The organism is Pseudomonas sp. NFACC10-1, assembly GCF_900119195.1.
Taxonomy (GTDB): Bacteria; Pseudomonadota; Gammaproteobacteria; order Pseudomonadales; family Pseudomonadaceae; genus Aquipseudomonas; species Aquipseudomonas cerasi.
In genome coordinates this window covers 79,195-102,955 of the sequence record NZ_FPJB01000009.1, presented here as the reverse complement: position 1 = coordinate 102,955, position 23,761 = coordinate 79,195, and the positions used below count along the sequence as shown (strand labels likewise).

General features: G+C 60.0%; 19 protein-coding genes. 14 read left to right on the top strand and 5 right to left on the bottom strand.

What is annotated here, in order from left to right; genetic code table 11:
* Window positions 1–200: 200 nt before the first annotated feature.
* A complete protein-coding gene (locus BT119_RS23005) occupies window positions 201–2,378 on the top strand; it encodes a malate synthase G (RefSeq protein ID WP_072366985.1) in 2,178 nt (725 codons plus the stop codon).
* A 65-nt stretch (window positions 2,379–2,443) separates the two neighbouring features.
* On the opposite strand, the gene BT119_RS23000 is transcribed toward BT119_RS23005, so the two are convergent.
* A complete protein-coding gene (locus BT119_RS23000; protein WP_003372457.1) occupies window positions 2,444–2,890 on the bottom strand; it encodes a response regulator in 447 nt (148 codons plus the stop codon).
* A gap of 231 nt (window positions 2,891–3,121) precedes the next feature.
* Between BT119_RS23000 and BT119_RS22995 the strand changes: the two genes are divergently transcribed.
* Window positions 3,122–5,056 (top strand): DUF294 nucleotidyltransferase-like domain-containing protein, encoded by a 1,935-nt coding sequence (locus BT119_RS22995; RefSeq protein WP_003432578.1) that lies wholly within the window; start codon window positions 3,122–3,124, stop codon window positions 5,054–5,056.
* A complete protein-coding gene (locus tag BT119_RS22990) occupies window positions 5,053–5,766 on the top strand; it encodes a 3'-5' exonuclease (protein WP_060708371.1) in 714 nt (237 codons plus the stop codon). The genes BT119_RS22995 and BT119_RS22990 overlap by 4 nt, the downstream gene beginning before the upstream one ends.
* 25 nt (window positions 5,767–5,791) lie before the next feature.
* On the opposite strand, the gene BT119_RS22985 is transcribed toward BT119_RS22990, so the two are convergent.
* Window positions 5,792–6,094 (bottom strand): cell division protein ZapA, encoded by a 303-nt coding sequence (locus BT119_RS22985; protein ID WP_003316170.1) that lies wholly within the window; start codon window positions 6,092–6,094, stop codon window positions 5,792–5,794.
* Window positions 6,091–6,324, bottom strand: a complete 234-nt coding sequence (locus BT119_RS22980) for a hypothetical protein (protein ID WP_003316169.1) — start codon at window positions 6,322–6,324, stop codon at window positions 6,091–6,093. The genes BT119_RS22985 and BT119_RS22980 overlap by 4 nt, the downstream gene beginning before the upstream one ends.
* Before the next feature lie 421 nt (window positions 6,325–6,745).
* On the opposite strand from BT119_RS22980, the gene BT119_RS22975 reads away from it, so the two are divergent.
* On the top strand, window positions 6,746–8,371 hold the full coding sequence (locus tag BT119_RS22975) for a methyl-accepting chemotaxis protein (RefSeq protein WP_003432575.1): 1,626 nt from the start codon (window positions 6,746–6,748) through the stop codon (window positions 8,369–8,371).
* Window positions 8,372–8,706: 335 nt separating this feature from the next.
* Here BT119_RS22975 and BT119_RS22970 read toward each other — a convergent pair whose 3' ends face one another.
* Window positions 8,707–9,810, bottom strand: a complete 1,104-nt coding sequence (locus tag BT119_RS22970) for a choline metabolism transcriptional regulator GbdR (protein WP_003432573.1) — start codon at window positions 9,808–9,810, stop codon at window positions 8,707–8,709.
* A 781-nt stretch (window positions 9,811–10,591) separates the two neighbouring features.
* Between BT119_RS22970 and BT119_RS22960 the strand changes: the two genes are divergently transcribed.
* From BT119_RS22960 to fdhA, 10 genes are all read left to right on the top strand, one after another.
* Complete coding sequence (locus tag BT119_RS22960; RefSeq protein WP_003432571.1) at window positions 10,592–11,539, top strand: choline ABC transporter substrate-binding protein; 948 nt, start codon at window positions 10,592–10,594, stop codon at window positions 11,537–11,539.
* Between the two features lie 64 nt (window positions 11,540–11,603).
* Window positions 11,604–12,452: a choline ABC transporter permease subunit gene (gene choW, locus BT119_RS22955; protein ID WP_170846044.1), complete on the top strand. Its 849-nt coding sequence runs from the start codon at window positions 11,604–11,606 to the stop codon at window positions 12,450–12,452.
* Window positions 12,449–13,627: a choline ABC transporter ATP-binding protein gene (gene choV / locus BT119_RS22950; protein WP_003372468.1), complete on the top strand. Its 1,179-nt coding sequence runs from the start codon at window positions 12,449–12,451 to the stop codon at window positions 13,625–13,627. Before choW ends, choV begins: the two co-directional genes overlap by 4 nt.
* Before the next feature lie 255 nt (window positions 13,628–13,882).
* Complete coding sequence (glyA, locus tag BT119_RS22945) at window positions 13,883–15,136, top strand: serine hydroxymethyltransferase (protein ID WP_003432565.1); 1,254 nt, start codon at window positions 13,883–13,885, stop codon at window positions 15,134–15,136.
* A gap of 17 nt (window positions 15,137–15,153) precedes the next feature.
* Window positions 15,154–16,404, top strand: coding sequence for a sarcosine oxidase subunit beta family protein (locus tag BT119_RS22940; RefSeq protein ID WP_072366984.1), 1,251 nt, complete (start codon window positions 15,154–15,156; stop codon window positions 16,402–16,404).
* Between the two features lie 15 nt (window positions 16,405–16,419).
* Window positions 16,420–16,716, top strand: coding sequence for a sarcosine oxidase subunit delta (locus BT119_RS22935; protein WP_003372476.1), 297 nt, complete (start codon window positions 16,420–16,422; stop codon window positions 16,714–16,716).
* Window positions 16,713–19,733, top strand: a complete 3,021-nt coding sequence (locus BT119_RS22930; protein ID WP_003432562.1) for a sarcosine oxidase subunit alpha — start codon at window positions 16,713–16,715, stop codon at window positions 19,731–19,733. The genes BT119_RS22935 and BT119_RS22930 overlap by 4 nt, the downstream gene beginning before the upstream one ends.
* 50 nt (window positions 19,734–19,783) lie before the next feature.
* A complete protein-coding gene (locus BT119_RS22925) occupies window positions 19,784–20,416 on the top strand; it encodes a sarcosine oxidase subunit gamma (protein WP_072366983.1) in 633 nt (210 codons plus the stop codon).
* A 175-nt stretch (window positions 20,417–20,591) separates the two neighbouring features.
* On the top strand, window positions 20,592–21,449 hold the full coding sequence (gene purU / locus BT119_RS22920; RefSeq protein WP_003432560.1) for a formyltetrahydrofolate deformylase: 858 nt from the start codon (window positions 20,592–20,594) through the stop codon (window positions 21,447–21,449).
* 49 nt (window positions 21,450–21,498) lie between these two features.
* Window positions 21,499–22,698, top strand: a complete 1,200-nt coding sequence (gene fdhA, locus BT119_RS22915; RefSeq protein WP_072366982.1) for a formaldehyde dehydrogenase, glutathione-independent — start codon at window positions 21,499–21,501, stop codon at window positions 22,696–22,698.
* Window positions 22,699–22,731: 33 nt separating this feature from the next.
* On the opposite strand, the gene BT119_RS27600 is transcribed toward fdhA, so the two are convergent.
* Window positions 22,732–23,742 carry an RHS repeat-associated core domain-containing protein gene (locus BT119_RS27600; protein WP_054081722.1) on the bottom strand — a complete coding sequence of 337 codons (1,011 nt, stop codon included), beginning with the start codon at window positions 23,740–23,742 and terminating at the stop codon, window positions 22,732–22,734.
* Window positions 23,743–23,761 lie beyond the last annotated feature (19 nt).

The window sequence follows — 23,761 nt, the reverse complement described above, 5'->3', positions numbered from 1 at the left end:
TCCTGAGCGTTTCTGGGAACACGATGAATATCACCGTGACCCAATATGAATATCCAGTCGTTTAGTGACATATTCAGCGACGCTTTCACGCGATGACGGCTCATGTAGTATCCCGAACTGCGCACTACATGACACCAAAATCAATAACAGAGCGCTCCCCGAGTGTGCTCGACCCTGCTGAGCAGAGTGAGGCAAGTGCAATGACTGAGTACGTTCAAGTCGGTGACCTGCAAGTCGCCAGAGTCCTGTTCGACTTCGTGCAGAACGAAGCCACCCCCGGAACCGGCGTCGACGCCACTGCGTTCTGGGCCGGTGCGGACCAACTGATCCACGACCTTGCGCCAAAGAACAAGGCACTGCTCGCCAAACGTGATGAGTTACAGGCGAAAATCGACGCCTGGCACCAGTCGCATGCCGGGCAGGCTCACGACGCCTCGGCCTACAAAGCCTTCCTTCAGGAGATCGGTTACCTGCTGCCAGAAGCAGCGGACTTCCAGATCACCACGCAAAACGTCGATGAAGAAATCGCCACCATGGCCGGCCCGCAGCTGGTCGTGCCGGTGATGAACGCCCGGTTTGCGCTGAATGCGTCGAACGCCCGCTGGGGTTCGCTGTATGACGCGCTCTATGGCACCGACGCCATCAGCGAAGCAGGCGGCGCGGAAAAGGGTAAAGGCTACAACAAGGTGCGTGGCGACAAGGTGATCGCGTTCGCTCGTGCCTTTCTCGATCAGGCTGCGCCTCTGGCAGCAGGTTCACATGCAGACTCGACGGCTTACAAACTGATCGACGGCAAGCTGGTCGTCAGTCTCAAGGGTGGCAGCAATACCGGCCTGCACGATGACGCCCAACTGGTCGGTTTTCAAGGCGATGCCCAGGCACCGTTTGCCTTGCTGCTCAAGCACAACGGCCTGCACTTCGAACTGCAGATCGACGCCGCCAGCCCGGTCGGGCAGACCGATCCGGCAGGCGTGAAAGACATTCTCATGGAAGCGGCGCTGACCACCATCATGGACTGCGAAGACTCCATTGCCGCCGTCGATGCCGACGACAAAGTGGTTGTCTACCGCAACTGGCTGGGCCTGATGAAGGGTGATCTGGCCGAATCGGTGTCCAAGGGCGGTGAAACCTTTACCCGCACCATGAACCCGGACCGCGTCTACACCACGCCAGAGGGCGGCGAAGTCACGCTGCATGGTCGCTCGCTGTTATTCATTCGCAACGTGGGTCACCTGATGACCATCGATGCGATACTCGACAAGCATGGCAACGAAGTGCCGGAAGGCATTCTCGATGGCCTGCTGACCAGCCTTGCAGCCATCCATAACCTAAACGGCAACACCTCGCGCAGCAACAGCCGCAGCGGCTCGATGTACATCGTCAAACCGAAGATGCACGGCCCGGAGGAAGCTGCATTCACCAACGAACTGTTCGGGCGCATCGAGCAGGTACTGGGCTTGCCGCGTAACACCTTGAAGGTCGGGATCATGGACGAGGAGCGCCGTACCACGGTCAACCTCAAGGCCTGCATTGAGGCCGCCAGCGAGCGCGTGGTGTTCATCAACACCGGCTTCCTCGACCGCACCGGTGACGAAATCCATACCTCCATGGAAGCAGGCCCGGTGGTGCGCAAGGCGCAGATGAAAGCCGAGAAGTGGATCGCTGCCTACGAGAACTCCAACGTCGACATCGGCCTGAAATGCGGCCTGCAAGGTCGCGCACAGATCGGCAAAGGCATGTGGGCCATGCCGGACCTGATGGCCGCCATGCTGGAGCAGAAAATCGCTCATCCACTGGCGGGTGCGAACACCGCCTGGGTTCCCTCACCTACGGCAGCCGCGCTGCACGCCCTGCACTATCACAAGGTCGACGTGTTCGCCCGTCAGGCCGAACTGGCGCAGCGCGAGCAAGCCTCGGTGGATGACATTCTGACCATTCCGCTGGCACCGAATACTGACTGGACGCCGGAAGAAATCCAGAACGAACTGGACAACAATGCGCAGGGCATTCTTGGCTATGTCGTGCGCTGGATCGATCAGGGAGTGGGGTGTTCGAAAGTGCCGGACATCAACGACATCGGCCTGATGGAAGACCGCGCCACGCTGCGCATCTCCAGCCAGCACATGGCCAACTGGCTGCGTCACGGCGTTGTCAGCGAAGCTCAGGTCCTGGAAAGCCTCAAGCGCATGGCACCGGTGGTGGATCGCCAGAACGCCAACGACCCGCTGTATCGCCCTCTGGCACCCGACTTCGACAACAACATCGCCTTCCAGGCGGCGGTCGAGCTGGTCATCGAAGGCACCCGGCAGCCCAACGGCTACACCGAGCCGGTATTGCACCGTCGCCGCAGGGAGTTCAAGGCCATCAACGGCCTGTAACTCGCCGCCCGGGCAATTGCAGGTTCTGGTCCTTGCCGGGCCAGAACCTGCAAGGGCTCACTGCCTCAACTTATCCCCAATTCCCGCTTGACCAGCTTCACCAATTGCTTGGTATTGAGCGGTTTGAGAAGGAAGTCCACCACGTTCAGGTGCATGGCATCGATGGCATCGCGCACGTTGGCGTCGCCGGACACGATGATGATCGGCAGCTCGGCCCGATCCGACTCACGAACCTTGCGAATCAGATCCAGCCCGTCAAAAGGAGCCATCCGCAAGTCGGTGATCAGCAGTCCGATGGACTGACGCGTGTGGATCATCTGCAGCGCAGTATCGCCACCGGGCGCAGTCATGCAACTGATGTCATTGAGGCTTAGAATTTCGGCCAGCAGCTCTCGCGCGTCGCTGTCGTCATCGACGATCAGGACCCGTTGCGGGGCGTCGCGGGCGGGCGTGAGCATGACCTCATGGAGGGCATCGCGCTCATCGTCGCTCAGAATATCGTGGTCAATCATTGCAGTCTCATCATTCCCTGAACTAATCCGACAGCAGATACGGGTCAATCTGCGATGCATTTCGTCGGCATCCCGGCCGGTCTCCGCTCGCAATCCGTTGCGCTCGTCAAATCAGTTATGTCGCAACCAGCACGACTGTGTCACTGGGTTCAAGGTAAGACTTACGTCCAATGGGCACCTGGCTGCAAGCGGCCGACCATGAGCACCAATAACAAGAACGCGGAACAGGCCATGAGCAAGGCAGATGCTTTCACCCAGGCAGGCAAGACAGCCGTGCTGCAGAACATACACGGCACCATGCAGTTTCTGCAAAAATTCCCGCCGTTCAATCAGATGGAAAACGCTCACCTGGCCTATCTGGTCGAGCAGTGCCAGCTGCGCTTCTACGCTGCCGGTGAAAGCATCATCAAGCCTGGCGACGGACCGGTGGAGCACTTTTACATCGTCAAACAGGGTCGGATCGTCGGCGAGCGTCCGCATTCTGCCAAAGGCGGTACGGAAACGACATTTGAAATAACCACGGGTGAGTGTTTTCCGCTCGCCGCCCTGCTCGGCGAGCGTGCCACCCGCACCGAGCATCTGGCTGCCGAGGACACCTTCTGCCTGCAATTGAACAAGCAAGCGTTCATCAAGCTGTTCGCGCTCTCCACAACCTTTCGCGACTTTGCCCTGCGCGGCGTCAGCAGCCTGCTGGATCAAGTCAATCAGCAGGTCCAGCAGCGCGCCGTCGAAACCCTCGGCACGCAATACTCTCTGAACACCCGGCTGGGTGAACTTGCCATGCGCCATCCGGTGATGTGCAGCCCGGAAACGCCCATGCGCGACGCCGTGAAGCTGATGCATGAGCAGCAGGTAGGCAGCATCGTGATTGTCGACGAGCGGCAGGCGCCGCTGGGTATCTTTACCCTGCGCGACCTGCGTGAGGCGGTTGCCGATGTGAATGCCGACTTCAGCGCGCCGGTCAGGCACACCATGAGTCTGTCACCGTTCCACCTGAGCCCGGACGCCAGTGCGTTCGACGCCGCCATCGCCATGACCGGACGCCATATCGCCCACGTGTGCCTGGTCCGGGACGGGCGGTTGTGCGGCGTGGTGTCGGAGCGGGATCTGTTTTCCCTGCAACGGGTCGACCTGGTGCACCTGGCGCGGACCATTCGCAACGCGCCACGCATCGAAGCGCTCACCGGCTTGCGCGGCGATATCGTCCAGCTGGTCGATCGCATGCTTGCCCACGGCGCGTCTTCGACGCAGATAACCCAGATCATCACCCTGCTCAACGATCACACCGTATGCCGGGTGATCGAGCTGACGCTTGCAGAGAGAGGCGACCCTGGCATTGCGTTCAGCTGGCTGTGTTTTGGCAGCGAAGGCCGTCGCGAGCAGACGCTGCATACCGATCAGGACAACGCCATTTTGTTCGAAGCGCGCGATGCCGCAGAGGCAGAGCAGATTCGCAAAGTACTGCTGCCAATTGCCGAACGCATCAACCAGAGCCTGGCGCAATGTGGATTTACCCTGTGCAAGGGCAACATCATGGCCGGCAATCCCGACCTGTGTCTGTCGCAACTTGAATGGTCACAGCGTTTCTCGACATTTATTCGCGAGGCGACGCCGGAGAACCTGCTGGCCTCGAGTATCTATTTCGATCTGCGCGTGGTCTGGGGTGATGAAAGCGGCGGCGAGCAACTGCGCCGCGGCATTCTTGATCAGGTCGCAGACAACCGGCTGTTCCAGCGCATGATGGCCGAGAATGCGCTGCGCCAGCGTCCGCCGGTGGGTCGTTTCAAGGATTTCGTGCTGGCCCGCAAAGGCAGTGAAAAGGACACCCTGGACCTCAAGGTCGAAGGCCTGACGCCCTTCGTCGACGGGGCGCGCCTGCTGGCACTGGCCAACGGTATCGGCGTGAGCAACACGCAGGAACGCCTGCGCCAACTGGTCGAGCGCGAAGTCATCGACCCGCTCGACGGTGCTGCGTATGAGGAGGCCTATCACTTCATTCAGCAGACCCGCATGCAGCAACATCAGCTGCAGAGTCGCCAGAATCTGGCTTATTCCAACCGCATCGACCCCGACACACTCAACCATCTGGACCGGCGCATTCTGCGCGAATCGTTTCGCCAGGCGCAGCGATTGCAAACCAGCCTGACCCTGCGTTATCAACTATGAATCTGTTCGAATGGCTCAAGCCACGGCCGAAAAAGACGCCTTTGCATGCACATCAACTGGAGCGCCTCGAACGACTGCCGGTGTGCGCGAACCTCAGCGGCACACCGCTGCGTGAACAGCGCTGGGTCGTGCTGGATCTGGAAACCAGCGGCCTGAACATGAACCGTGATCAGGTGCTGTCCATGGGTGCGGTGGTGATTGAAGACGGCGCCATCGATCTGGGCCAGCAGTTCGAGCGCACGCTGTTGCGCGTCGACCAAAAGATCAGCCCCGCCGTTCTGATTCATGGGCTGGCGCCCAGTGCGATTGCCGCAGGCAGTGAGCCGGTCGAGGCTTTGCTGGACTTCATGGAGTTCGTCGGTGACAGCCCGATCCTCGGCTTTCACGCGCCATTCGATCAGCACATGCTGTCGCGTGCCTTGAAAGAAAGCCTGGGCTATCGCTTGCAGCATCCGTTTTTCGACGCTGCCGAAATAGCTCCGATGCTCTGCGAGCACGCCAACCTGCGTCATGCCGGGCTGGATGACTGGACCCGTTTCTTTGGTCTGCACGCCGAAGAGCGTCACCACGCCAGCGCCGATGCGCTGGTCACCGCAGAACTGGCGCTGATCCTGTTCAGCCATGCCCGTCGCCAGCAGATCGACAGCCCCTTGCGGCTGGAGGAAGCACTCGGGCAATGGCGCAGACGCAGACAGTCACATTCTTTCTGACTGCGACTGCGTCAGCGCCTCACATTCAGTTCGGGGCGATGGTCTTGGCGATCACATCCACCGTCGCTTCGACCTGCTCCCGGTAGCGCTTGAGCTCGACCTTGTGCAATTGCTCAAGCTCGATCTGCTGCGAACAAAGGTTCAGCGCAGCAAGGACCAGCAGACGGTCACCGATCAACGTCGGGTATTTGCGCTTGGTGTCGGCCAGCGACGCATTAAGCATCGCGGCGGCCTTCATGAGGGTCAGGTCTTCGCCAGCCGGCGCCTTGACCGAGTACTCATTGCCCAGAATAGTGAGGACGGTTACACCGCTGCCATCGACGTTCATGCGCCGACAGCACTTGCGCTGGTCGCGCGATCAACCAGTGCCTGGATCCGCGCTGCAGTGCTGCCATGCTTCTCTTCCTGCTCCATCAGACTCAGTTGCAAGTTCTCGTTCTCGTCCTTGGCTTTTGCCAGCTCGGCACCGAGCTGTGCATTTGTTTCCTGAAGGGCCTGGTTCTGCTGCACCAGATCGCCGACAAGTTGTTCCAATTGGCTAAGGGAGGCTTCCAACATTTTGATTTCTCGAGCAAATTTCAACGGGCGCGTACGATAAAGAAAAGTCGCTGCGCATACCAGCGCTCAGGCTTCGATACCGCTCTGTCATGACATCGACATGTCGATAACGTAGACGCGTAGGGGGCTTGTGACTGCGTATTCGGTATCCGGTTCCTGCTGTTCGTCAGACTGCCTGAAACTGCGACAAATGCGCGCAGCCAATGGGCAGACTGCTATCGCAGAAAAAGCCCCCGCCCCGTCTTTTCAAGGGGTTGCGCCCGATCCGCGAGAGAAATGAAGAATTCGTCACGATTAAGTCACAGGCGATACGTGCCTATTAACTCAAGACTTCAGTCGCACGTCCGATAGGCACCCCACTCACGGCTTTATCCCCGTCTCTAAATCGCATGGAACGCGTAAATGACCCTGGAAGCTTTCTATGTCCCTGCGAAATATGAACATCGCGCCCCGAGCGTTTCTTGGATTTGCCATGATCGGCACCCTCATGCTGATTCTGGGCGTCTTTGCACTGTCACAGATGAGCAAGATCCGCGGCGCCACCGAGGTGCTGGCCGACAGCAACGTGCCCAGCATCAAGAGCCTCGATCGCTTCGCTGAAGTCAGTATTCGTCTGCGGGTATTGTCCTATCGATTGCTGGTCAATCGCGATCCGGAAACCCAGCAGAAAACCATCGAACTGATGGCGATGCGCAACAAGCAGATCACTGACGCTCAGACCGTTTACGAAAAGCTGATCAGCGCGCCCGAAGAGCGCAACCTCTATAGCCAGTACGTGCAGTTGCTGGGGCAGTATCGCCAGCTTGAGGATCGTCTGAAGACGCTGAGCCGTGCGAACAACATCGACCAATTGCAGGAGTTGCTCAACAACGAAATGGTCAGCAACTCCGACCAGATGAACGTTGTGCTGCGCAAACTGGTGGAGATCAATACGGCACAGTTGAATGAGGTCAAGGAACAGGCCTCCAGCGAGTACGACTCGGCATTCAATATGGTGATCGGACTGCTGATCGCTGCCACCCTGCTGACCCTAGTGTTTGCCTGGATGCTGATCAAGAGCATTACCACACCGATTGCCACCGCACTGCTTGCAGCAGAGACCATCGCGCAAGGCAATCTGACCCGGCCGATCAGTATCGATGGCACCGATGAAGCCGGTCGTCTGCTGCTGGCCATGAAAACCATGCAGGACAAGCTGCGCGATACCTTGCAGGGTATTTCCGGCTCGGCCACGCAACTGGCCTCGGCAGCCGAAGAGCTGAATGCTGTCACTGACGAAAGCGCACGCGGGCTGGTGCAGCAAAATGATGAAATAGAACAGGCAGCCACTGCGGTCAACCAGATGACCAGTGCCGTGGAAGAAGTTGCGCGCAACGCCACCAGCACCTCGCAGGCCTCGCGCAGCGCGGCCACCTCTGCGGGCGATGGCCGCGATCTGGTTCAGGAAACCGTCAGCGCCATCGAACGCATGAGTGGCGACGTGCAAGGCACTGCCGAGCTGATCATCAGCCTGGCCAATGAATCGCGCGATATCGGCAAGGTGCTCGACGTGATTCGCGGCCTGGCCGACCAGACCAACCTGCTGGCATTGAACGCCGCCATCGAAGCCGCGCGCGCCGGTGAAGCAGGACGTGGCTTTGCCGTCGTCGCCGACGAAGTCCGTGCCTTGGCCCATCGCACCCAGCAATCGACCAGCGAAATCGAACGCATGATCAGCAGCATTCAGACCGGCACGGAACAGGCCGTCAGCTCGATGCGCAACAGCACCGAACGCGCCGAATCGACCCTGAACATTGCCAAGGGCGCGGGCCAGGCATTGAACACCATCAACAGCGCCGTGGAGGAAATCAACGAACGCAACATGGTCATCGCCAGCGCCGCCGAAGAACAGGCACAGGTCGCCCGCGAAGTGGACCGCAACCTGGTCAACATCCGCGACCTCTCGGCACAATCCACCAACGGCGCCAACCAGACCAGCGCAGCCAGCACCGAGCTGTCACGCCTGGCAATCGACCTCAACGGCATGGTGGCGCGCTTCGCGCTTTGATTGCAGGCAGAGGTACCTGACTCTCGTGCCAATGCTCCGTGTTGGCGTGCCTTTCTGGACGCTCGCGTCCTCTTGCGACGTAGAGCGTCGAGAACTGCATTCCCACGCTGGAGCGTGCGGAACGATGCTCTCGACTATCGTGCGACGCAGAGCGTCGAGAACTGCATTCCCACGCTGGAGCGTGAGGAACGATGCTCTCGACTATCGTGCGGCGCAGAGCGTCGGGAACCGCATTCCCACGCTGGAGCGTGCGGAACGATGCTCTCGACTATCGTGCGGCGCTCTGCGTCGCATGCCTTTCTGGACGCTCTGCGTCCTCTTGCGAAGCAGGGCGGTTAAAGCCTCACACTCGCAAACGTCGACTCATTACGCGCCTGACTCAAGGCCGACATCGGCCCGGACAACGGGGCGAGCACCAAGGCCTGCGGGATTGGCATCATGGCAACCTGCTGTGCGGTGTTGGACCCTACGCGCTCGTCACGCGGCGGGATACCGAAGTATTCGCGGTAGCATTTGGAGAAGTGCGGCGTCGACACGAAGCCGCACACCGACGCCACTTCGATGATCGACATCGGGGTCTGCTTGAGCAGTTGCCGGGCGCGAATCAGGCGCAGTTTCAGGTAGTAGCGCGAAGGCGAACAATGCAGGTATTTCTGGAACAACCGCTCCAGCTGCCTGCGTGAAACGGCGACATACACAGCCAGTTCGTCAAGATCGATCGGCTCCTCGAGATTGGCTTCCATCAGCGCCACGATTTCCTGCAGCTTCGGCTGATTGGTACCGAGCATGTGCTTGAGCGGCACGCGCTGATGGTCCTGTTCGTTGCGAATGCGCTCGTAGACGAACATCTCGGAAATGGCTGCCGACAACTCGCGCCCATGATCACGACTGATCAGGTGCAGCATCATGTCCAGTGGTGCGGTGCCGCCCGAGCTGGTGAAACGGTTGCGGTCCAGCGTGAACAGCCGGGTGCTCATCGACACCCGTGGAAAGGCTTCCTGCATCGAAGCCAGACATTCCCAATGCACGCTGCACTCGAAACCATCCAGCAGGCCCGCGCACGCCAGCGCCCAACTGCCGGTGCACACCGCGCCCAGACGACGCGACTGACGTGCCTGGCTCTGTAGCCAACTGACGTGTTCACGCGTGACGGAGCGTTGAATACCGACACCGCCGCAGACGATAACCGTGTCGAGCAAAGGAGCCTTGTGCATTGCCGCATCCGGCGTGATCTGCAGACCATCGCTGGCCCAGACCTGTCCGCCGTCGACACTCAGCGTGGTCCAGCGATACAGCTCGCGGCCCGACAACTGATTGGCCATGCGAAGGGGTTCTACCGCCGATGCGAGGGAGATCAGGGTGAAGTTATCCAGCAGCAGAAAGCCGATGGACTGTGGCGCGCGGTTCTGGGGTTGAGTCCCTTGATTGAACGATGTCATCACACTATCTCCTCTCATATGGCAATGGTTGGCCCCAGAACAGGCTCTTCTTGTAGCCCTCGTCATTGCAGGGCCTGGTGATGACATCGCAAATCCCATGCCGGAAATTGATCGCTCATTCAAGAACACCTGAAAACGACGTCGCGAAGCGTCTAACCGGCTGCGACCCACGTACCTGTCAGCGACGCCAAGGCCGCCGCAGGCGCAGTTCGATGAGCAGTTCGGTAGCACTTGGCGGAAACGACCAAGGGGCCTTCGCACGCCAAGTGCTACTCAAGGCACATCCCGATAAAACCCTGCCGAGGGCAGGCGTTCGCGCTAAAAAGTGGCGGCCTGCAGGGCGCGTGATCGAAAAGCGCGCAGCCGCCAAAAATGGCATGCGACCGGGCATGACCACTGCCGGATCTGACCCGATAATGAACTTGTCGGCGTTACCCCCCTCCAAAAGACCGCGTTCGCGCAGGCACCGACCTGCCAACCGACCGCTGCCGAACTACGCAGCGACTGTGTAACGTACTGGCCGTTTTTTCGCAGTTCCGACACTGCAACCGGGCGTGCGTACGATGCAACGAATCTGTAAGCGACCTTGCGCGCACTGGATACGACGCCTCCTGCACTGGATACGACGCCCCCTGTAGGCGTTTGATTTTCCCTGTTACATGATCGGTTCCGACTCGATCGCCCGGCGCAGTGATGGAGCTTCGCGAAAAGCCTCGCCAACCCATAAGCCGCGTCAGCGTTCACCTGCTGATGACCAGAAGAAACTCACAGGAGTCCACCCATGAAAGGTTCCAAATCGTTGCTGTTGGCCGCCACGCTCTGTATGCCGGTGCTCGCTCAGGCAGCCGAGCCAGAGGCCTGTCATACGGTCAACTTCTCCGACGTAGGCTGGACTGACATTACCGTCACTACTGCGGTAACCAGCGCCGTACTCGAGTCACTGGGTTACAAGACCAAGACCACCATGATTTCCGTACCGGTGACCTACAAGTCGCTGGCTGACGGGAAGAACATGGACGTGTTCCTCGGCAACTGGATGCCGACCATGGAAAACGACATCAAGCCCTATCGCGAAGCAGGGACCGTCGAAACCGTGCGTGCCAATCTGGAGAACGCCAAGTACACCCTGGCTGTCCCGGAAGCGCTCTATAACAAAGGCCTGCATGACTTCGCCGACATCGCCAAATTCAAGAAGGAACTGGGCGGCAAGATCTACGGGATCGAGCCTGGCAACGACGGCAATCGCCTGATCCAGAGCATGATCGACAAGAACGCCTTCGGCCTGAAAGATGCAGGCTTCAAGGTTGTTGAATCCAGCGAAGCCGCAATGCTTTCGCAGGTCGACCGCGCCGTGAAACGCAAGAACGATGTGGTGTTCCTCGGCTGGGAACCGCATCCGATGAACACTCGCTTCAAGATGAAATATCTGACCGGCGGCGATGACTTCTTCGGCCCCAACTATGGCCAGGCGACCATCTACACCAACACCCGCAAAGGCTACAGTCAGGAGTGCAGCAACGTAGGTCAGCTGCTCAAGAATCTGTCCTTCACGCTGGACATGGAAAGCAGCCTGATGGGCAATGTGCTGGACGACAAAATGAAGCCTGATGCCGCCGCCAAGGCGTGGATCAAGAAAAACCCGCAAGTACTCGACACCTGGCTCGCAGGCGTGACCACCGTCGATGGCAAGCCAGGCCTGGAGGCAGCCAAAGCCAAGTTGACCCAGTAAGCCGACAGCAGGCGGGGCTGACCCGCCTGCTGCCCTCTTCACCTTCCGCAAGCGGACACCCGAAATCATGCTGACTGACCATAAAATCCCTCTGGGCGAGTACATCGCCGCATTTGTCGATTGGTTGACGGCCAACGGCGCCGATTACTTCGACGCGATAGCCTCGACACTGGAAATGATGATCCACGGGTTCACTTTCGCGCTGACCTGGTTCAATCCATTCGTACTGATCGGCCTTATCGCCGCCCTCGCGCACTTCATCCAGCGCAAGTGGGGCCTGACGGTTTTCGTCATCCTTTCGTTTCTGCTGATCCTCAACCTGCATTACTGGCAGGAGACCATGGAAACCCTGGCACAGGTGCTCTTCGCCACACTGGTGTGTGTCGTCATCGGCGTGCCGCTGGGCATCATTGCCGCGCACAAGCCGCTGTTCTACACCATCATCCGGCCGCTGCTCGACCTGATGCAGACCGTGCCCACCTTCGTCTATCTGATTCCGACACTCACGCTGTTCGGTCTGGGCGTGGTACCCGGTCTGATCTCGACAGTGGTTTTCGCCATTGCCGCGCCGATTCGCCTGACTTACCTGGGTATCCGTGATGTACCTCAGGAGTTGCTGGATGCCGGCAAGGCCTTCGGCTCGTCACGCCGCCAGTTGCTGACACGCATTGAACTGCCCTACGCGATGCCCAGCATTGCAGCCGGGATTACCCAATGCATCATGCTGTCATTGTCGATGGTGGTCATCGCGGCCCTGGTCGGCGCCGACGGCCTGGGCAAGCCAGTGGTCAACGCGCTGAACACGGCCGACATCGCGCTCGGTTTCGAAGCCGGTCTGGCAATCGTATTGCTGGCCATCATGCTCGACCGCATCTGCAAACAACCCGAAGCCAAGGTAGGGTCCGACGCATGAGTATCATCAAATTCGACAAGGTAGACGTCATCTTCTCCAAGGACCCGCGTGAAGCCCTCAAGCTGCTCGACGAAGGCCTCACGCGTGACCAGATCCTCAAGAAAACCGGACAGATCGTCGGCGTCGAGAACGCCAGCCTGGATATCGAGAAGGGCGAAATCTGCGTGCTGATGGGCCTGTCGGGCTCCGGCAAATCCAGCCTGTTGCGCTGTATCAACGGTCTCAATACCGTCAGCCGTGGCTCGCTGTTCGTCGAGCATGAAGGCTCACAGATCAACATCGCCAACTGCAGCGCGGCCGAACTGAAAATGATGCGCACCAAGCGCATTGCCATGGTCTTCCAGAAATTCGCCCTGATGCCCTGGCTCACGGTGCGCGAAAACATCAGCTTTGGCCTCGAAATGCAGGGTCGCCCCGAAAAGGAACGGCGCAAGCTGGTGGATGAAAAACTCGAGCTGGTGGGCCTGACCCAGTGGCGCAACAAGAAGCCCGACGAGCTGTCCGGCGGCATGCAGCAGCGAGTGGGCCTGGCGCGGGCCTTGGCGATGGATGCCGACATCCTGCTGATGGACGAGCCGTTCTCGGCGCTCGACCCGCTGATCCGCCAGGGGTTGCAGGACGAACTGCTCGCCCTGCAAACCAAGCTGAGCAAAACCATTGTGTTCGTCAGCCACGATCTGGATGAAGCACTGAAGCTCGGCAGCCGGATCGCCATCATGAAAGACGGCCGCCTCGTGCAATACAGCGTGCCAGAGCAGATTGTGCTCAATCCGGCAGACGAATACGTGCGCACCTTCGTTGCACATACCAACCCATTGAACGTGCTGTGCGGTCGCAGTCTGATGCGCACCGTCGACGAGTGCACCCACGTCAACGGTTCGGTGTGCCTGGACCCGAGCGGCGACTCATGGCTCGATCTGGCCGAAGGCAACGTGATCAAAGGCGCGCGGCAAGGTGCCACGGCCCTCGATCTGCAGAACTGGGCCCCCGGTCAGGACGTCGCCACCCTGGATCGACGCCCTACGCTTGTGCATTCCAACATTGGCATGCGCGACGCGCTGCAGATCCGCTACCAGACCGGCAACAAGCTGGTCCTGCAGGACGGCAATAAAGTGGTCGGCATTCTGGGTGATACCGAGCTGTATCACGCATTGCTGGGCAAAAACCACGGCTGACAAGGCCTGAAACCGACAAGCCCGCTCAACCGCGCTGGACTCATCCAGCCGGGAGCGGGCTTTTTTCGTCTGCAGCGTTGTCACGGGTAACTCCCTTCCGCTATTTCTGCTCCCTCCGCCGCCATGTCGTAAACGCACCTTTGTGTGGCGTCCATAGGCATTTGGCGTCTTCGGTCCGGCCCTACCATCGCTCTCAGAGGGCTCTGTCAGCCCGAACGACAAGTCAGGCGCCGCGCCGCCGCTGGGAGATCCGCGATGTTCAGCAAGCAAGACCAGATTCAGGGTTATGACGATGCACTGCTGTCGGCGATGAACGCCGAGGAGCAGCGTCAGGAAGACCATATCGAGCTGATCGCCTCGGAGAACTACACCAGCAAACGCGTGATGCAGGCGCAGGGCAGCGGCCTGACCAACAAGTACGCAGAGGGCTATCCCGGCAAGCGTTACTACGGCGGTTGCGAGCACGTCGACAAGGTCGAGCAACTGGCCATCGAACGCGCCAAACAACTGTTTGGTGCCGACTACGCCAACGTTCAGCCGCACTCCGGCAGTCAGGCCAACGCAGCGGTCTACCTGGCGCTGCTCCAGGCCGGCGATACCGTGTTGGGCATGAGCCTGGCGCACGGCGGTCACCTGACCCACGGCGCCAAGGTCAGCTTCTCGGGCAAACTCTATAACGCCGTGCAGTACGGCATCGACACCGCGACCGGGCTGATCGATTACGACGAAGTCGAGCGCATTGCCGTCGAATGCCAGCCGAAAATGATCATTGCCGGCTTTTCGGCCTACTCCAAGACCCTGGACTTCCCGCGCTTCCGCGCAATCGCCGACAAGGTGGGTGCCTACCTGTTCGTCGACATGGCGCACGTTGCCGGTCTGGTTGCCGCCGGTCTTTATCCGAATCCGTTGCCCTACGCAGACGTGGTCACCACCACGACCCACAAGACCCTGCGCGGCCCACGCGGCGGCCTGATCCTGGCCAGGGCCAACGAGGAGCTGGAAAAGAAATTCAATTCCGCCGTCTTCCCCGGTGGCCAGGGCGGCCCGCTGATGCACGTCATTGCCGCCAAAGCGGTATGTTTCAAGGAAGCCATGGAGCCCGCCTTCAAGGCCTATCAACAGCAGGTCATCGACAACGCACAAGCGATGGCGCAGGTGTTCATCGATCGGGGCTTCGATGTGGTCTCCGGCGGCACCGACAACCATCTGTTTCTGGTCAGCCTGATCCGTCAAGGCCTGACCGGCAAGGACGCAGATGCGGCGCTGGGGCGTGCGCACATTACCGTCAACAAGAACTCGGTGCCCAACGACCCGCAGTCGCCGTTCGTGACGTCCGGCCTGCGCATCGGTACACCGGCCGTGACCACACGCGGCTTCAAGGTGACCCAGTGCATCGAGCTGGCAGGCTGGATCTGCGACATCCTCGACAACCTCGGTGATGCCGATGTCGAGGCTGACGTTGCCAGCCAGGTCGCCGCCCTGTGCGCCGATTTTCCGGTTTATCGCTGAGTCAGGAGTAGCCTCACATGCAGCATTACTCAGGCTTCGGCCTTCTCAAGCATTCCCTCAGCCACCATGAAAACTGGCAGCGCATGTGGCGCACGCCGACCCCGAAAAAGGTCTACGACGTGGTCATTGTCGGCGGCGGCGGGCACGGTCTGGCGACGGCCTACTATCTGGCCAAGGAGCACGGCATCATCAACGTGGCCGTGGTCGAGAAAGGCTGGCTGGGCGGCGGCAACACGGCTCGCAACACGACCATCGTGCGTTCCAATTACCTGTGGGACGAGTCTGCCCACCTGTATGAACATGCGATGAAATTGTGGGAAGGCCTGTCCCAGGACCTGAACTACAACGTCATGTTCTCCCAGCGCGGCGTCTACAACCTGTGCCACACCCTGCAGGACATGCGCGACTCCGAGCGCCGCGTCAGCGCCAACCGGCTTAACGGCGTGGACGGCGAATTGCTCAACGGCCAGCAGGTCGCCGAGGAAATCCCGTACCTGGACTGCTCGAAAAACACCCGCTATCCGATCATTGGCGCAACGGTTCAGCGCCGTGGTGGCGTCGCCCGTCACGATGCGGTGGCCTGGGGCTTCGCCCGTGCGGCCGACGCGCTGGGCGTTGATCTGATTCAGCAGACCGAAGTCATCGGCTTTCGCAAGGAAAACGGCGTGTGCATCGGAGTGGAAACCAACAAGGGTTTCATCGGTGCCAAACGGGTCGGCGTGGTAACCGCCGGCAACTCCGGGCACATGGCCAAGCTGGCAGGCTTCCGTCTGCCCATCGAATCGCATCCGTTGCAGGCACTGGTCTCCGAGCCGATCAAGCCGATTATCGACAGCGTCATCATGTCCAACGCGGTACACGGCTACATCAGCCAGTCCGACAAGGGCGACCTGGTGATCGGTGCCGGCATCGACAGTTGGGTCGGCTACGGCCAGCGCGGCTCGTACCCGGTGATCGAACACACCATCCAGGCCATCGTCGAGATGTTCCCGGTACTGTCCCGCGTGCGCATGAACCGTCAATGGGGCGGCATCGTCGACACCACGCCGGACGCCTGCCCGATCATTTCCAAGACCCCGGTGCCGAACATGTTCTTCAACTGCGGCTGGGGCACAGGCGGCTTCAAGGCTACGCCGGGCTCGGGCAACGTATTTGCCGCCAGCCTGGCCAAGGGCGAGATGCACCCGCTGGCCAAGCCGTTCTCCATCGACCGTTTCCACAACGGCGCGCTCATCGACGAACACGGCGCTGCAGCCGTAGCCCACTAACAGGAGAACCCGACCATGCTGCATATCTTCTGTCCTCACTGTGGCGAACTGCGCTCCGAAGAGGAATTCCACCCGTCCGGTCAGGCGCACATCCCGCGCCCGCTGGACCCCGGTGCCTGCACCGATGAGCAATGGGGCGATTACATGTTCTTTCGCGATAACCCGCGCGGCCTGCATCACGAACTGTGGATACACGCCGCCGGTTGCCGCCAGTATTTCAACATGACGCGCAATACCGTGACCTACGAGATTCTCGAGACCTATCCGATCGGTACCAGGCCGCAGTTCACGGATCAGGGAGAAAAGGTATGAGCCAGACCCATCGCCTGCCCAACGGCGGCCGCATCAACCGCAGCAAGGTGCTCAACTTTACCTTCAACGGCCAGACCTACCAGGGCTTTGAAGGCGACTCGCTGGCCTCTGCCCTGCTGGCCAACGGCGTCGATATCATCGGCCGCAGCTTCAAATACTCCCGCCCGCGCGGCATCTTCGCAGCGGGTTCGGAAGAGCCCAACGCCGTGCTGCAGATCGGCGCGACCGAAGCGACGCAGATCCCCAACGTGCGTGCCACGCAACAGGCGCTCTATGCCGGACTGGTCGCGACCAGCACCAACGGCTGGCCGAGCGTGAATACCGATGTCATGGGCATTCTGGGCAAGGTCGGCGGCAAACTGATGCCGCCGGGTTTCTACTACAAAACCTTCATGTACCCGCAATCGTTCTGGATGACTTACGAAAAGTACATCCGCAAGGCTGCAGGCCTGGGTCGCTCGCCGACCGAAAACGACCCGGACAGCTACGATGCGATGAACCAGCACTGCGACGTGTTGATCGTCGGCGCAGGCCCGGCTGGTCTGGCTGCCGCGCTGGCAGCAGGTCGCAGCGGTGCCCGAGTGATCATTGCCGATGAACAGGAAGAGTTCGGCGGCAGCCTGCTCGACAGCCGTGAAAGCCTCGACGGCAAACCCGCCGCCGAGTGGGTGTCTACAGTCGTCGCCGAGCTGAAAAGCCTGCCCAACGTCACCCTGCTGCCGCGTGCCACGGTCAATGGTTACCACGATCACAACTTCCTGACCATTCATGAGCGCCTTACCGACCACCTGGGTGATCGCGCGCCGATCGGCATGGTTCGCCAGCGCATGCATCGGGTACGTGCCAAGCGTGTGGTACTGGCCGCCGGTACTCACGAGCGTCCGCTGGTCTACGGCAACAACGATGTGCCCGGCAACATGCTGGCCGGCGCCGTATCGACTTACGTTCGTCGTTATGGCGTGGCGCCGGGCAAGAAACTGGTGCTTTCCACCAACAACGATCACGCCTATCGCGTCGCTCTGGACTGGCTCGACGCCAGTCTGCACGTGGTCGCGATTGCCGATGCACGGCATAACCCGCGCGGCCCGCTGGTTGAAGAAGCGCGGGCCAAAGGCATTCGCATCCTGACCGGCAGCGCGGTCATCGAGGCCCGTGGCAGCAAGCGTGTGACGGCTGCCCGCGTTGCCGCCATCGACGTCAAGACGCACAGCGTGACCAGCCCTGGCGAATGGCTTGAATGCGACGTGGTTGCCAGCTCCGGCGGTTACAGCCCGATCGTACACCTGGCCTCGCACCTGGGCGGCAAGCCGGTCTGGCGCGAGGACATCCTCGGCTTCGTGCCGGGCGAAGCACCGCAGAAACGTATCTGCGTAGGCGGCGTCAACGGCGTCTACAGTCTGGCTGACAGTCTGGCCGATGGTTTCGAAGGCGGCGTGCGCGCTGCCAGTGAAGCGGGCTTCAAGGTGGTCGAAGGCGTGATGCCCAAAGCCCTCAGCCGTGCGGAAGAGCCGACGCTGGCGCTGTTTCAGGTGCCGCACGAGAAAGGCACCGCTCGGGCACCCAAGCAATTCGTCGACCTGCAGAATGATGTGACCGCAGCGGCCATCGAACTGGCAACCCGCGAGGGGTTCGAGTCGGTTGAGCACGTCAAGCGCTACACCGCGCTGGGTTTCGGCACCGATCAGGGCAAGCTGGGCAACGTCAACGGTCTGGCCATCGCCGCGCGTTCGCTGAACGTGTCGATCCCGGAAATGGGCACCACCATGTTCCGCCCCAACTACACGCCGGTGACCTTCGGCGCGATAGCCGGGCGTCATTGCAAACACATCTTCGAACCCGTGCGTTTCACTGCGCTGCACGCCTGGCATGTCAAAAACGGTGCCGAGTTCGAGGATGTCGGCCAGTGGAAACGGCCGTGGTACTTCCCGAAGAACGGCGAAGACCTGCCCGCAGCCGTCGCTCGCGAATGCAAGGCGGTGCGCGACAGCGTCGGCCTGCTGGACGCTTCGACGCTGGGCAAGATCGATATTCAAGGCCCGGATGCACGCGAGTTTCTCAACCGCATCTACACCAACGCCTGGACCAAGCTGGACGTGGGCAAGGCGCGCTACGGCCTGATGTGCAAGGAAGACGGCATGGTCTTCGATGACGGGGTCACTGCCTGTCTCGCTGACAACCACTTCCTGATGACCACCACCACGGGCGGCGCAGCGCGCGTCCTGCAATGGCTGGAAATCTATCAGCAGACCGAATGGCCGGACCTGAAAGTGTATTTCACCTCAGTGACCGATCACTGGGCGACTCTGACGCTGTCCGGCCCCAACAGCCGCAAGCTGCTCAGCGAAGTCACCGATATCGATCTGGGCCGTGAAGCCTTCCCGTTCATGACCTGGAAGGAAGGTCTGGTCGCCGGTGTGCCAGCTCGCGTATTCCGTATCTCGTTTACCGGTGAGCTGTCCTACGAGGTCAACATTCAGGCCGACTACGCCATGGGCGTTCTGGAAAAGATCGCCGAGGCAGGCAAGCAGTACAACCTGACGCCTTACGGCACCGAGACCATGCACGTACTGCGCGCAGAGAAGGGTTTCATCATCGTCGGCCAGGACACCGACGGCTCGATGACGCCCGACGACCTGAACATGGGTTGGTGTGTCGGTCGTACCAAGCCGTTCTCCTGGATCGGCTGGCGCGGCATGAATCGCGAAGACTGCGTGCGTGAACAGCGCAAGCAACTGGTCGGCCTCAAGCCGGTGGACCCTGCCAAATGGTTGCCGGAAGGTGCGCAACTGGTGTTCGACACCAAACAGACGATCCCGATGAGCATGGTCGGCCACGTGACCTCCAGTTACGCGCACAACTCGCTGGGCTATTCGTTCGCGATGGGCGTGGTCAAAGGCGGTCTGGCGCGCATGGGAGAGCGGGTCTTCGCGCCTCTGGCCGATGGCAGCGTGATCGAAGCCGAGATCGTTTCTTCGGTGTTCTTCGATCCGAAGGGCGAGCGGCAGAACGTCGAGTAGTCCACGGTGAGCCGATCATCCGCAGCACACAGAATTCAAGCAGGTGAATCATGAGCACAGCCAACGTTTACCAGCAGCGCCCGACCACCGACGTCAAAGCCGAGTCGCCGCTGTTCCACGCAAACCTCGACAGCCTGATTGGCAAGGGGCGCGCCAGCCCGGGGGTTTTCCTGCGCGAGAAAAAGCTGCTGGGCCATCTGATGATTCGTGGCAATGCCCACGATCCGGCCTTCGCCGCAGGCGTACACAAGGCGCTGGGCATGGAGCTGCCCGCCGCACTGATGCTGGTCATCAGTGGCGAAAGCTCGCTGCAATGGCTTGGCCCGGATGAGTGGCTGTTGATTGTGCCGAGCGGCGAAGAGTTCGCGGCAGAACAGAAGTTGCGTGACGAACTGAGCGGGCAACACATCGCTATCGTCAATGTCAGCGGCGGGCAATCGATTCTCGAACTGAGCGGCCCGAAGGTGCGCCAGGTACTGATGAAGTCCACCAGCTACGACGTGCACCCGGACAACTTCCCGGTGGGCAAGGCAGTCGGCACCGTGTTCGCCAAGTCGCAACTGGTGATCCGCCGGACCGGTGAAGACACCTGGGAGCTGCTGGTCCGCCGCAGCTTCTCGGATTACTGGTGGCTGTGGTTGCAGGATGCGAGTGCCGAGTACGGGCTGAGCATTCAGACGTGAAGCGCCGGGAACCGGGGCTGAAACCGTAGCGTCGGTCTCAATGAAGACTCTTGGATTATCGTTCCCACGCTCCGCGTGGGAACGCAGTTCCGGACGCTCAGCGTCCTGCCCAAGCCTACAGGCTGGCACTGTCAGTCATATTTGCGGATAACAAATACTCTGGAGCATTGATTCAATGAGCCGCGCGCCCGACACATGGATTTTGACCGCCGACTGCCCCAGCATGCTGGGTACGGTAGACGCAGTGACGCGCTTTCTGTTCGAGCAGGGTTGCTACGTCACAGAACATCACTCCTTCGATGACCGTCTCTCGGGACGCTTCTTCATCCGTGTGGAATTTCGTCAGCCCGAGGCTTTCGACGAGCAGGCGTTCAGGGCCGGGCTGAGCGCGCGCGGTGAAACGTTCGGCATGATCTTCGAACTCACGGCGCCCAACTACCGGCCAAAAGTGGTGATCATGGTCTCGAAAGCCGATCACTGCCTCAATGACCTGCTCTACCGCCAGCGTATCAATCAACTGTCCATGGACGTGGTCGCGGTGGTGTCCAATCACCCTGATCTTGAGCCATTGGCTGGCTGGCACGGCATTCCGTACTACCATTTCCCACTGGACCCGAACGACAAGCCCGCGCAGGAAGCCAAAGTCTGGCAGGTCATTGAAGAGTCTGGTGCAGAACTGGTGATTCTTGCCCGCTACATGCAGGTCCTGTCTCCGGACCTGTGTCGCAAGCTGGACGGCAAGGCGATCAATATCCACCACTCGTTGCTGCCCGGTTTCAAAGGCGCCAAGCCCTACCATCAGGCTTACAACAAGGGGGTAAAACTGGTCGGAGCCACGGCGCATTACATCAACAACGATCTGGACGAAGGTCCGATCATTGCCCAGGGCGTGGAAGTGGTCGATCACAGCCACTATCCCGAAGACCTGATCGCCAAGGGTCGGGACATCGAAGGACTGACACTGGCCCGTGCGGTGGGTTATCACATCGAACGGCGGGTGTTTCTCAACGCCAATAGGACGGTGGTTTTATAGCTGCAACGGCTTCTCTCTGCTCCACCACAATAAAAGCGAGGTGACATGTATGTCTGGTAATCGCGGTGTAGTGTATCTCGGCGCTGGCAAGGTCGAAGTGCAATCAATTCCTTTCCCGAAAATGGAAGACCCACGCGGCAAGCGCATCGAACACGGCGTGATCCTGCGCGTGGTCTCCACCAATATCTGCGGCTCGGACCAGCACATGGTACGCGGCCGTACCACGGCGCAGACCGGGCTGGTGCTCGGTCATGAAATCACCGGAGAGGTGCTGGAAGCCGGTCGCGACGTGGAGCATCTGAAAGTCGGTGATCTGGTTTCTGTGCCATTCAACGTGGCGTGCGGCCGCTGCCGCAGTTGTAAGGAACAGAACACCGGCGTCTGCCTGACGGTCAACCCGGCCCGCCCCGGCGGTGCATACGGCTACGTCGACATGGGCGACTGGGTCGGCGGTCAGGCTGAATACGTGCTGGTGCCTTACGCGGACTTCAACCTGCTCAAACTCCCGGACCGCGACGCGGCGATGGAGAAAATCCGCGACCTGACCTGCCTGTCCGACATCCTGCCCACCGGCTACCACGGCGCAGTGACTGCCGGGGTTGGCCCTGGCAGTACGGTTTATGTTGCAGGCGCCGGCCCGGTCGGCCTGGCTGCGGCGGCGTCAGCACGCTTGCTGGGCGCTGCCGTGGTGATCGTCGGCGACGTCAACCCGACGCGTCTGGTTCATGCCAAGGCTCAGGGCTTCGAAATTGCCGACCTGTCCCAGGACACCCCTTTGCACGAGCAGATCGCTGCCCTGCTCGGCGAGCCTGAAGTGGATTGCGCCATCGACGCCGTAGGCTTCGAAGCACGCGGTCACGGCCATGCTGGCGCTCAGGCCGAAGCACCCGCCACCGTTCTCAACTCGTTGATGGGCGTGGTGCGCGTCGCAGGCAAGATCGGCATCCCCGGCCTGTACGTCACCGAAGACCCGGGAGCCGTGGACGCCGCCGCAAAAATGGGCAGCCTGAGCATTCGCTTCGGCCTGGGCTGGGCCAAATCACACAGCTTCCACACCGGCCAGACCCCGGTCATGAAATACAACCGCCAGCTGATGCAGGCGATCATGTGGGACCGCATCAAGATCGCCGACATAGTGGGTGTCGAGGTGATCAGTCTGGATGAGGCTCCGCGGGGTTATGGCGAGTTTGATTCGGGCGTGCCGAAGAAGTTTGTGATTGATCCGCATGGGTTGTTTGGCGGGGTTTAGATTCATCCAACCGATCAACCTTATACTTAATTATTAAGTTCTATCGATATCACGCCAAGAACCGATTAATGGTTCTCGGCGGATATTGCGAACTTGGGCTACCGGATTAGAAGTGGACGGAAATGGCAATGATTCAGCAAGGTGATAGCTAGGCGGCGGGGACTTCTCTGAAAATACAACACCTTCAACATCATCGAAAATCTTATTAAGTTTATCTCGCTTCTCTATAAAGGAATAAGAAGGTACCTCGCCTCGCGCCAGCTTGTTACTGACCTTCATATCTGCCAACTCCACTTTACGTTCAAGACGCTTATAGTTTTCATACGCGTGATCATAAGCCTCAGAGTACTGAGTGTCTTTTGTGTGATAAATATTCTTATTATACTGGGCCTGCTGCGAAGCTTGATAGGTCGGCGGCTCACTAATAGCTATCACACTTACGATAGGCTCCCCAGATCGCAAGCCATTTGAAACTGTTGTTTGCCGCTCCCTTGGCACGAGACGCCTAAAAAAATTAGATAGATTAAACATATGTCCAGTCAAATCAACCCAATTAACCGGATCCCCCCCACAATACCCATACGCATTCACCCCACCCTCACCAAACGGGCTCAGACTGTCCGGGCTGTTGAACCTCATCAACACCGGGTTAAACGCCCGATACCCATTCCCCAGCAAATAGTGCCCCGTCACCGGGTCAACTCGCTGGCCGGTAAAGCCCGGCAGGCTCGCGGGGCCTGAAGGATGACGATGTCCGTAAGGCGTGTAGGCAAACTCCAACCCCTGAGCGGCAATCACTGACTGCTGTTGATCCGTCGCCAACAACGCGCCGTCGCGCTGATTATTTTCTGTACTCAGGCAAGCAAGCACATGCTCATCCGTGCGCATAAGCGTGTGCTGGACCTGCCCCTGAACCTGCGTAGCCAGATGTGTCTTCTGATAAAAAAGGCGAGTGCTGCTCTGCCCCGCAGGCGCGCAATCGGCCAGGCGATCCAATGGATCGTAGCGGTAGACACAGAGCGCGGATTGCCCGGACGAAGCCATGGTTTCACTCCTTTGAAGT

What these genes read in the sequence shown, in the direction of transcription:
- BT119_RS23005 (WP_072366985.1), top strand. Translation starts at nt 201, where the DNA reads ATGACTGAGTACGTTCAAGTCGGTGACCTGCAAGTCGCCAGAGTCCTG.
- BT119_RS23000 (WP_003372457.1), bottom strand. Translation starts at nt 2,890, where the DNA reads ATGATTGACCACGATATTCTGAGCGACGATGAGCGCGATGCCCTCCAT.
- BT119_RS22995 (WP_003432578.1), top strand. Translation starts at nt 3,122, where the DNA reads ATGAGCAAGGCAGATGCTTTCACCCAGGCAGGCAAGACAGCCGTGCTG.
- BT119_RS22990 (WP_060708371.1), top strand. Translation starts at nt 5,053, where the DNA reads ATGAATCTGTTCGAATGGCTCAAGCCACGGCCGAAAAAGACGCCTTTG.
- BT119_RS22985 (WP_003316170.1), bottom strand. Translation starts at nt 6,094, where the DNA reads ATGAACGTCGATGGCAGCGGTGTAACCGTCCTCACTATTCTGGGCAAT.
- BT119_RS22980 (WP_003316169.1), bottom strand. Translation starts at nt 6,324, where the DNA reads ATGTTGGAAGCCTCCCTTAGCCAATTGGAACAACTTGTCGGCGATCTG.
- BT119_RS22975 (WP_003432575.1), top strand. Translation starts at nt 6,746, where the DNA reads ATGTCCCTGCGAAATATGAACATCGCGCCCCGAGCGTTTCTTGGATTT.
- BT119_RS22970 (WP_003432573.1), bottom strand. Translation starts at nt 9,810, where the DNA reads ATGACATCGTTCAATCAAGGGACTCAACCCCAGAACCGCGCGCCACAG.
- BT119_RS22960 (WP_003432571.1), top strand. Translation starts at nt 10,592, where the DNA reads ATGAAAGGTTCCAAATCGTTGCTGTTGGCCGCCACGCTCTGTATGCCG.
- choV (WP_003372468.1), top strand. Translation starts at nt 12,449, where the DNA reads ATGAGTATCATCAAATTCGACAAGGTAGACGTCATCTTCTCCAAGGAC.
- glyA (WP_003432565.1), top strand. Translation starts at nt 13,883, where the DNA reads ATGTTCAGCAAGCAAGACCAGATTCAGGGTTATGACGATGCACTGCTG.
- BT119_RS22940 (WP_072366984.1), top strand. Translation starts at nt 15,154, where the DNA reads ATGCAGCATTACTCAGGCTTCGGCCTTCTCAAGCATTCCCTCAGCCAC.
- BT119_RS22935 (WP_003372476.1), top strand. Translation starts at nt 16,420, where the DNA reads ATGCTGCATATCTTCTGTCCTCACTGTGGCGAACTGCGCTCCGAAGAG.
- BT119_RS22930 (WP_003432562.1), top strand. Translation starts at nt 16,713, where the DNA reads ATGAGCCAGACCCATCGCCTGCCCAACGGCGGCCGCATCAACCGCAGC.
- BT119_RS22925 (WP_072366983.1), top strand. Translation starts at nt 19,784, where the DNA reads ATGAGCACAGCCAACGTTTACCAGCAGCGCCCGACCACCGACGTCAAA.
- purU (WP_003432560.1), top strand. Translation starts at nt 20,592, where the DNA reads ATGAGCCGCGCGCCCGACACATGGATTTTGACCGCCGACTGCCCCAGC.
- fdhA (WP_072366982.1), top strand. Translation starts at nt 21,499, where the DNA reads ATGTCTGGTAATCGCGGTGTAGTGTATCTCGGCGCTGGCAAGGTCGAA.
- BT119_RS27600 (WP_054081722.1), bottom strand. Translation starts at nt 23,742, where the DNA reads ATGGCTTCGTCCGGGCAATCCGCGCTCTGTGTCTACCGCTACGATCCA.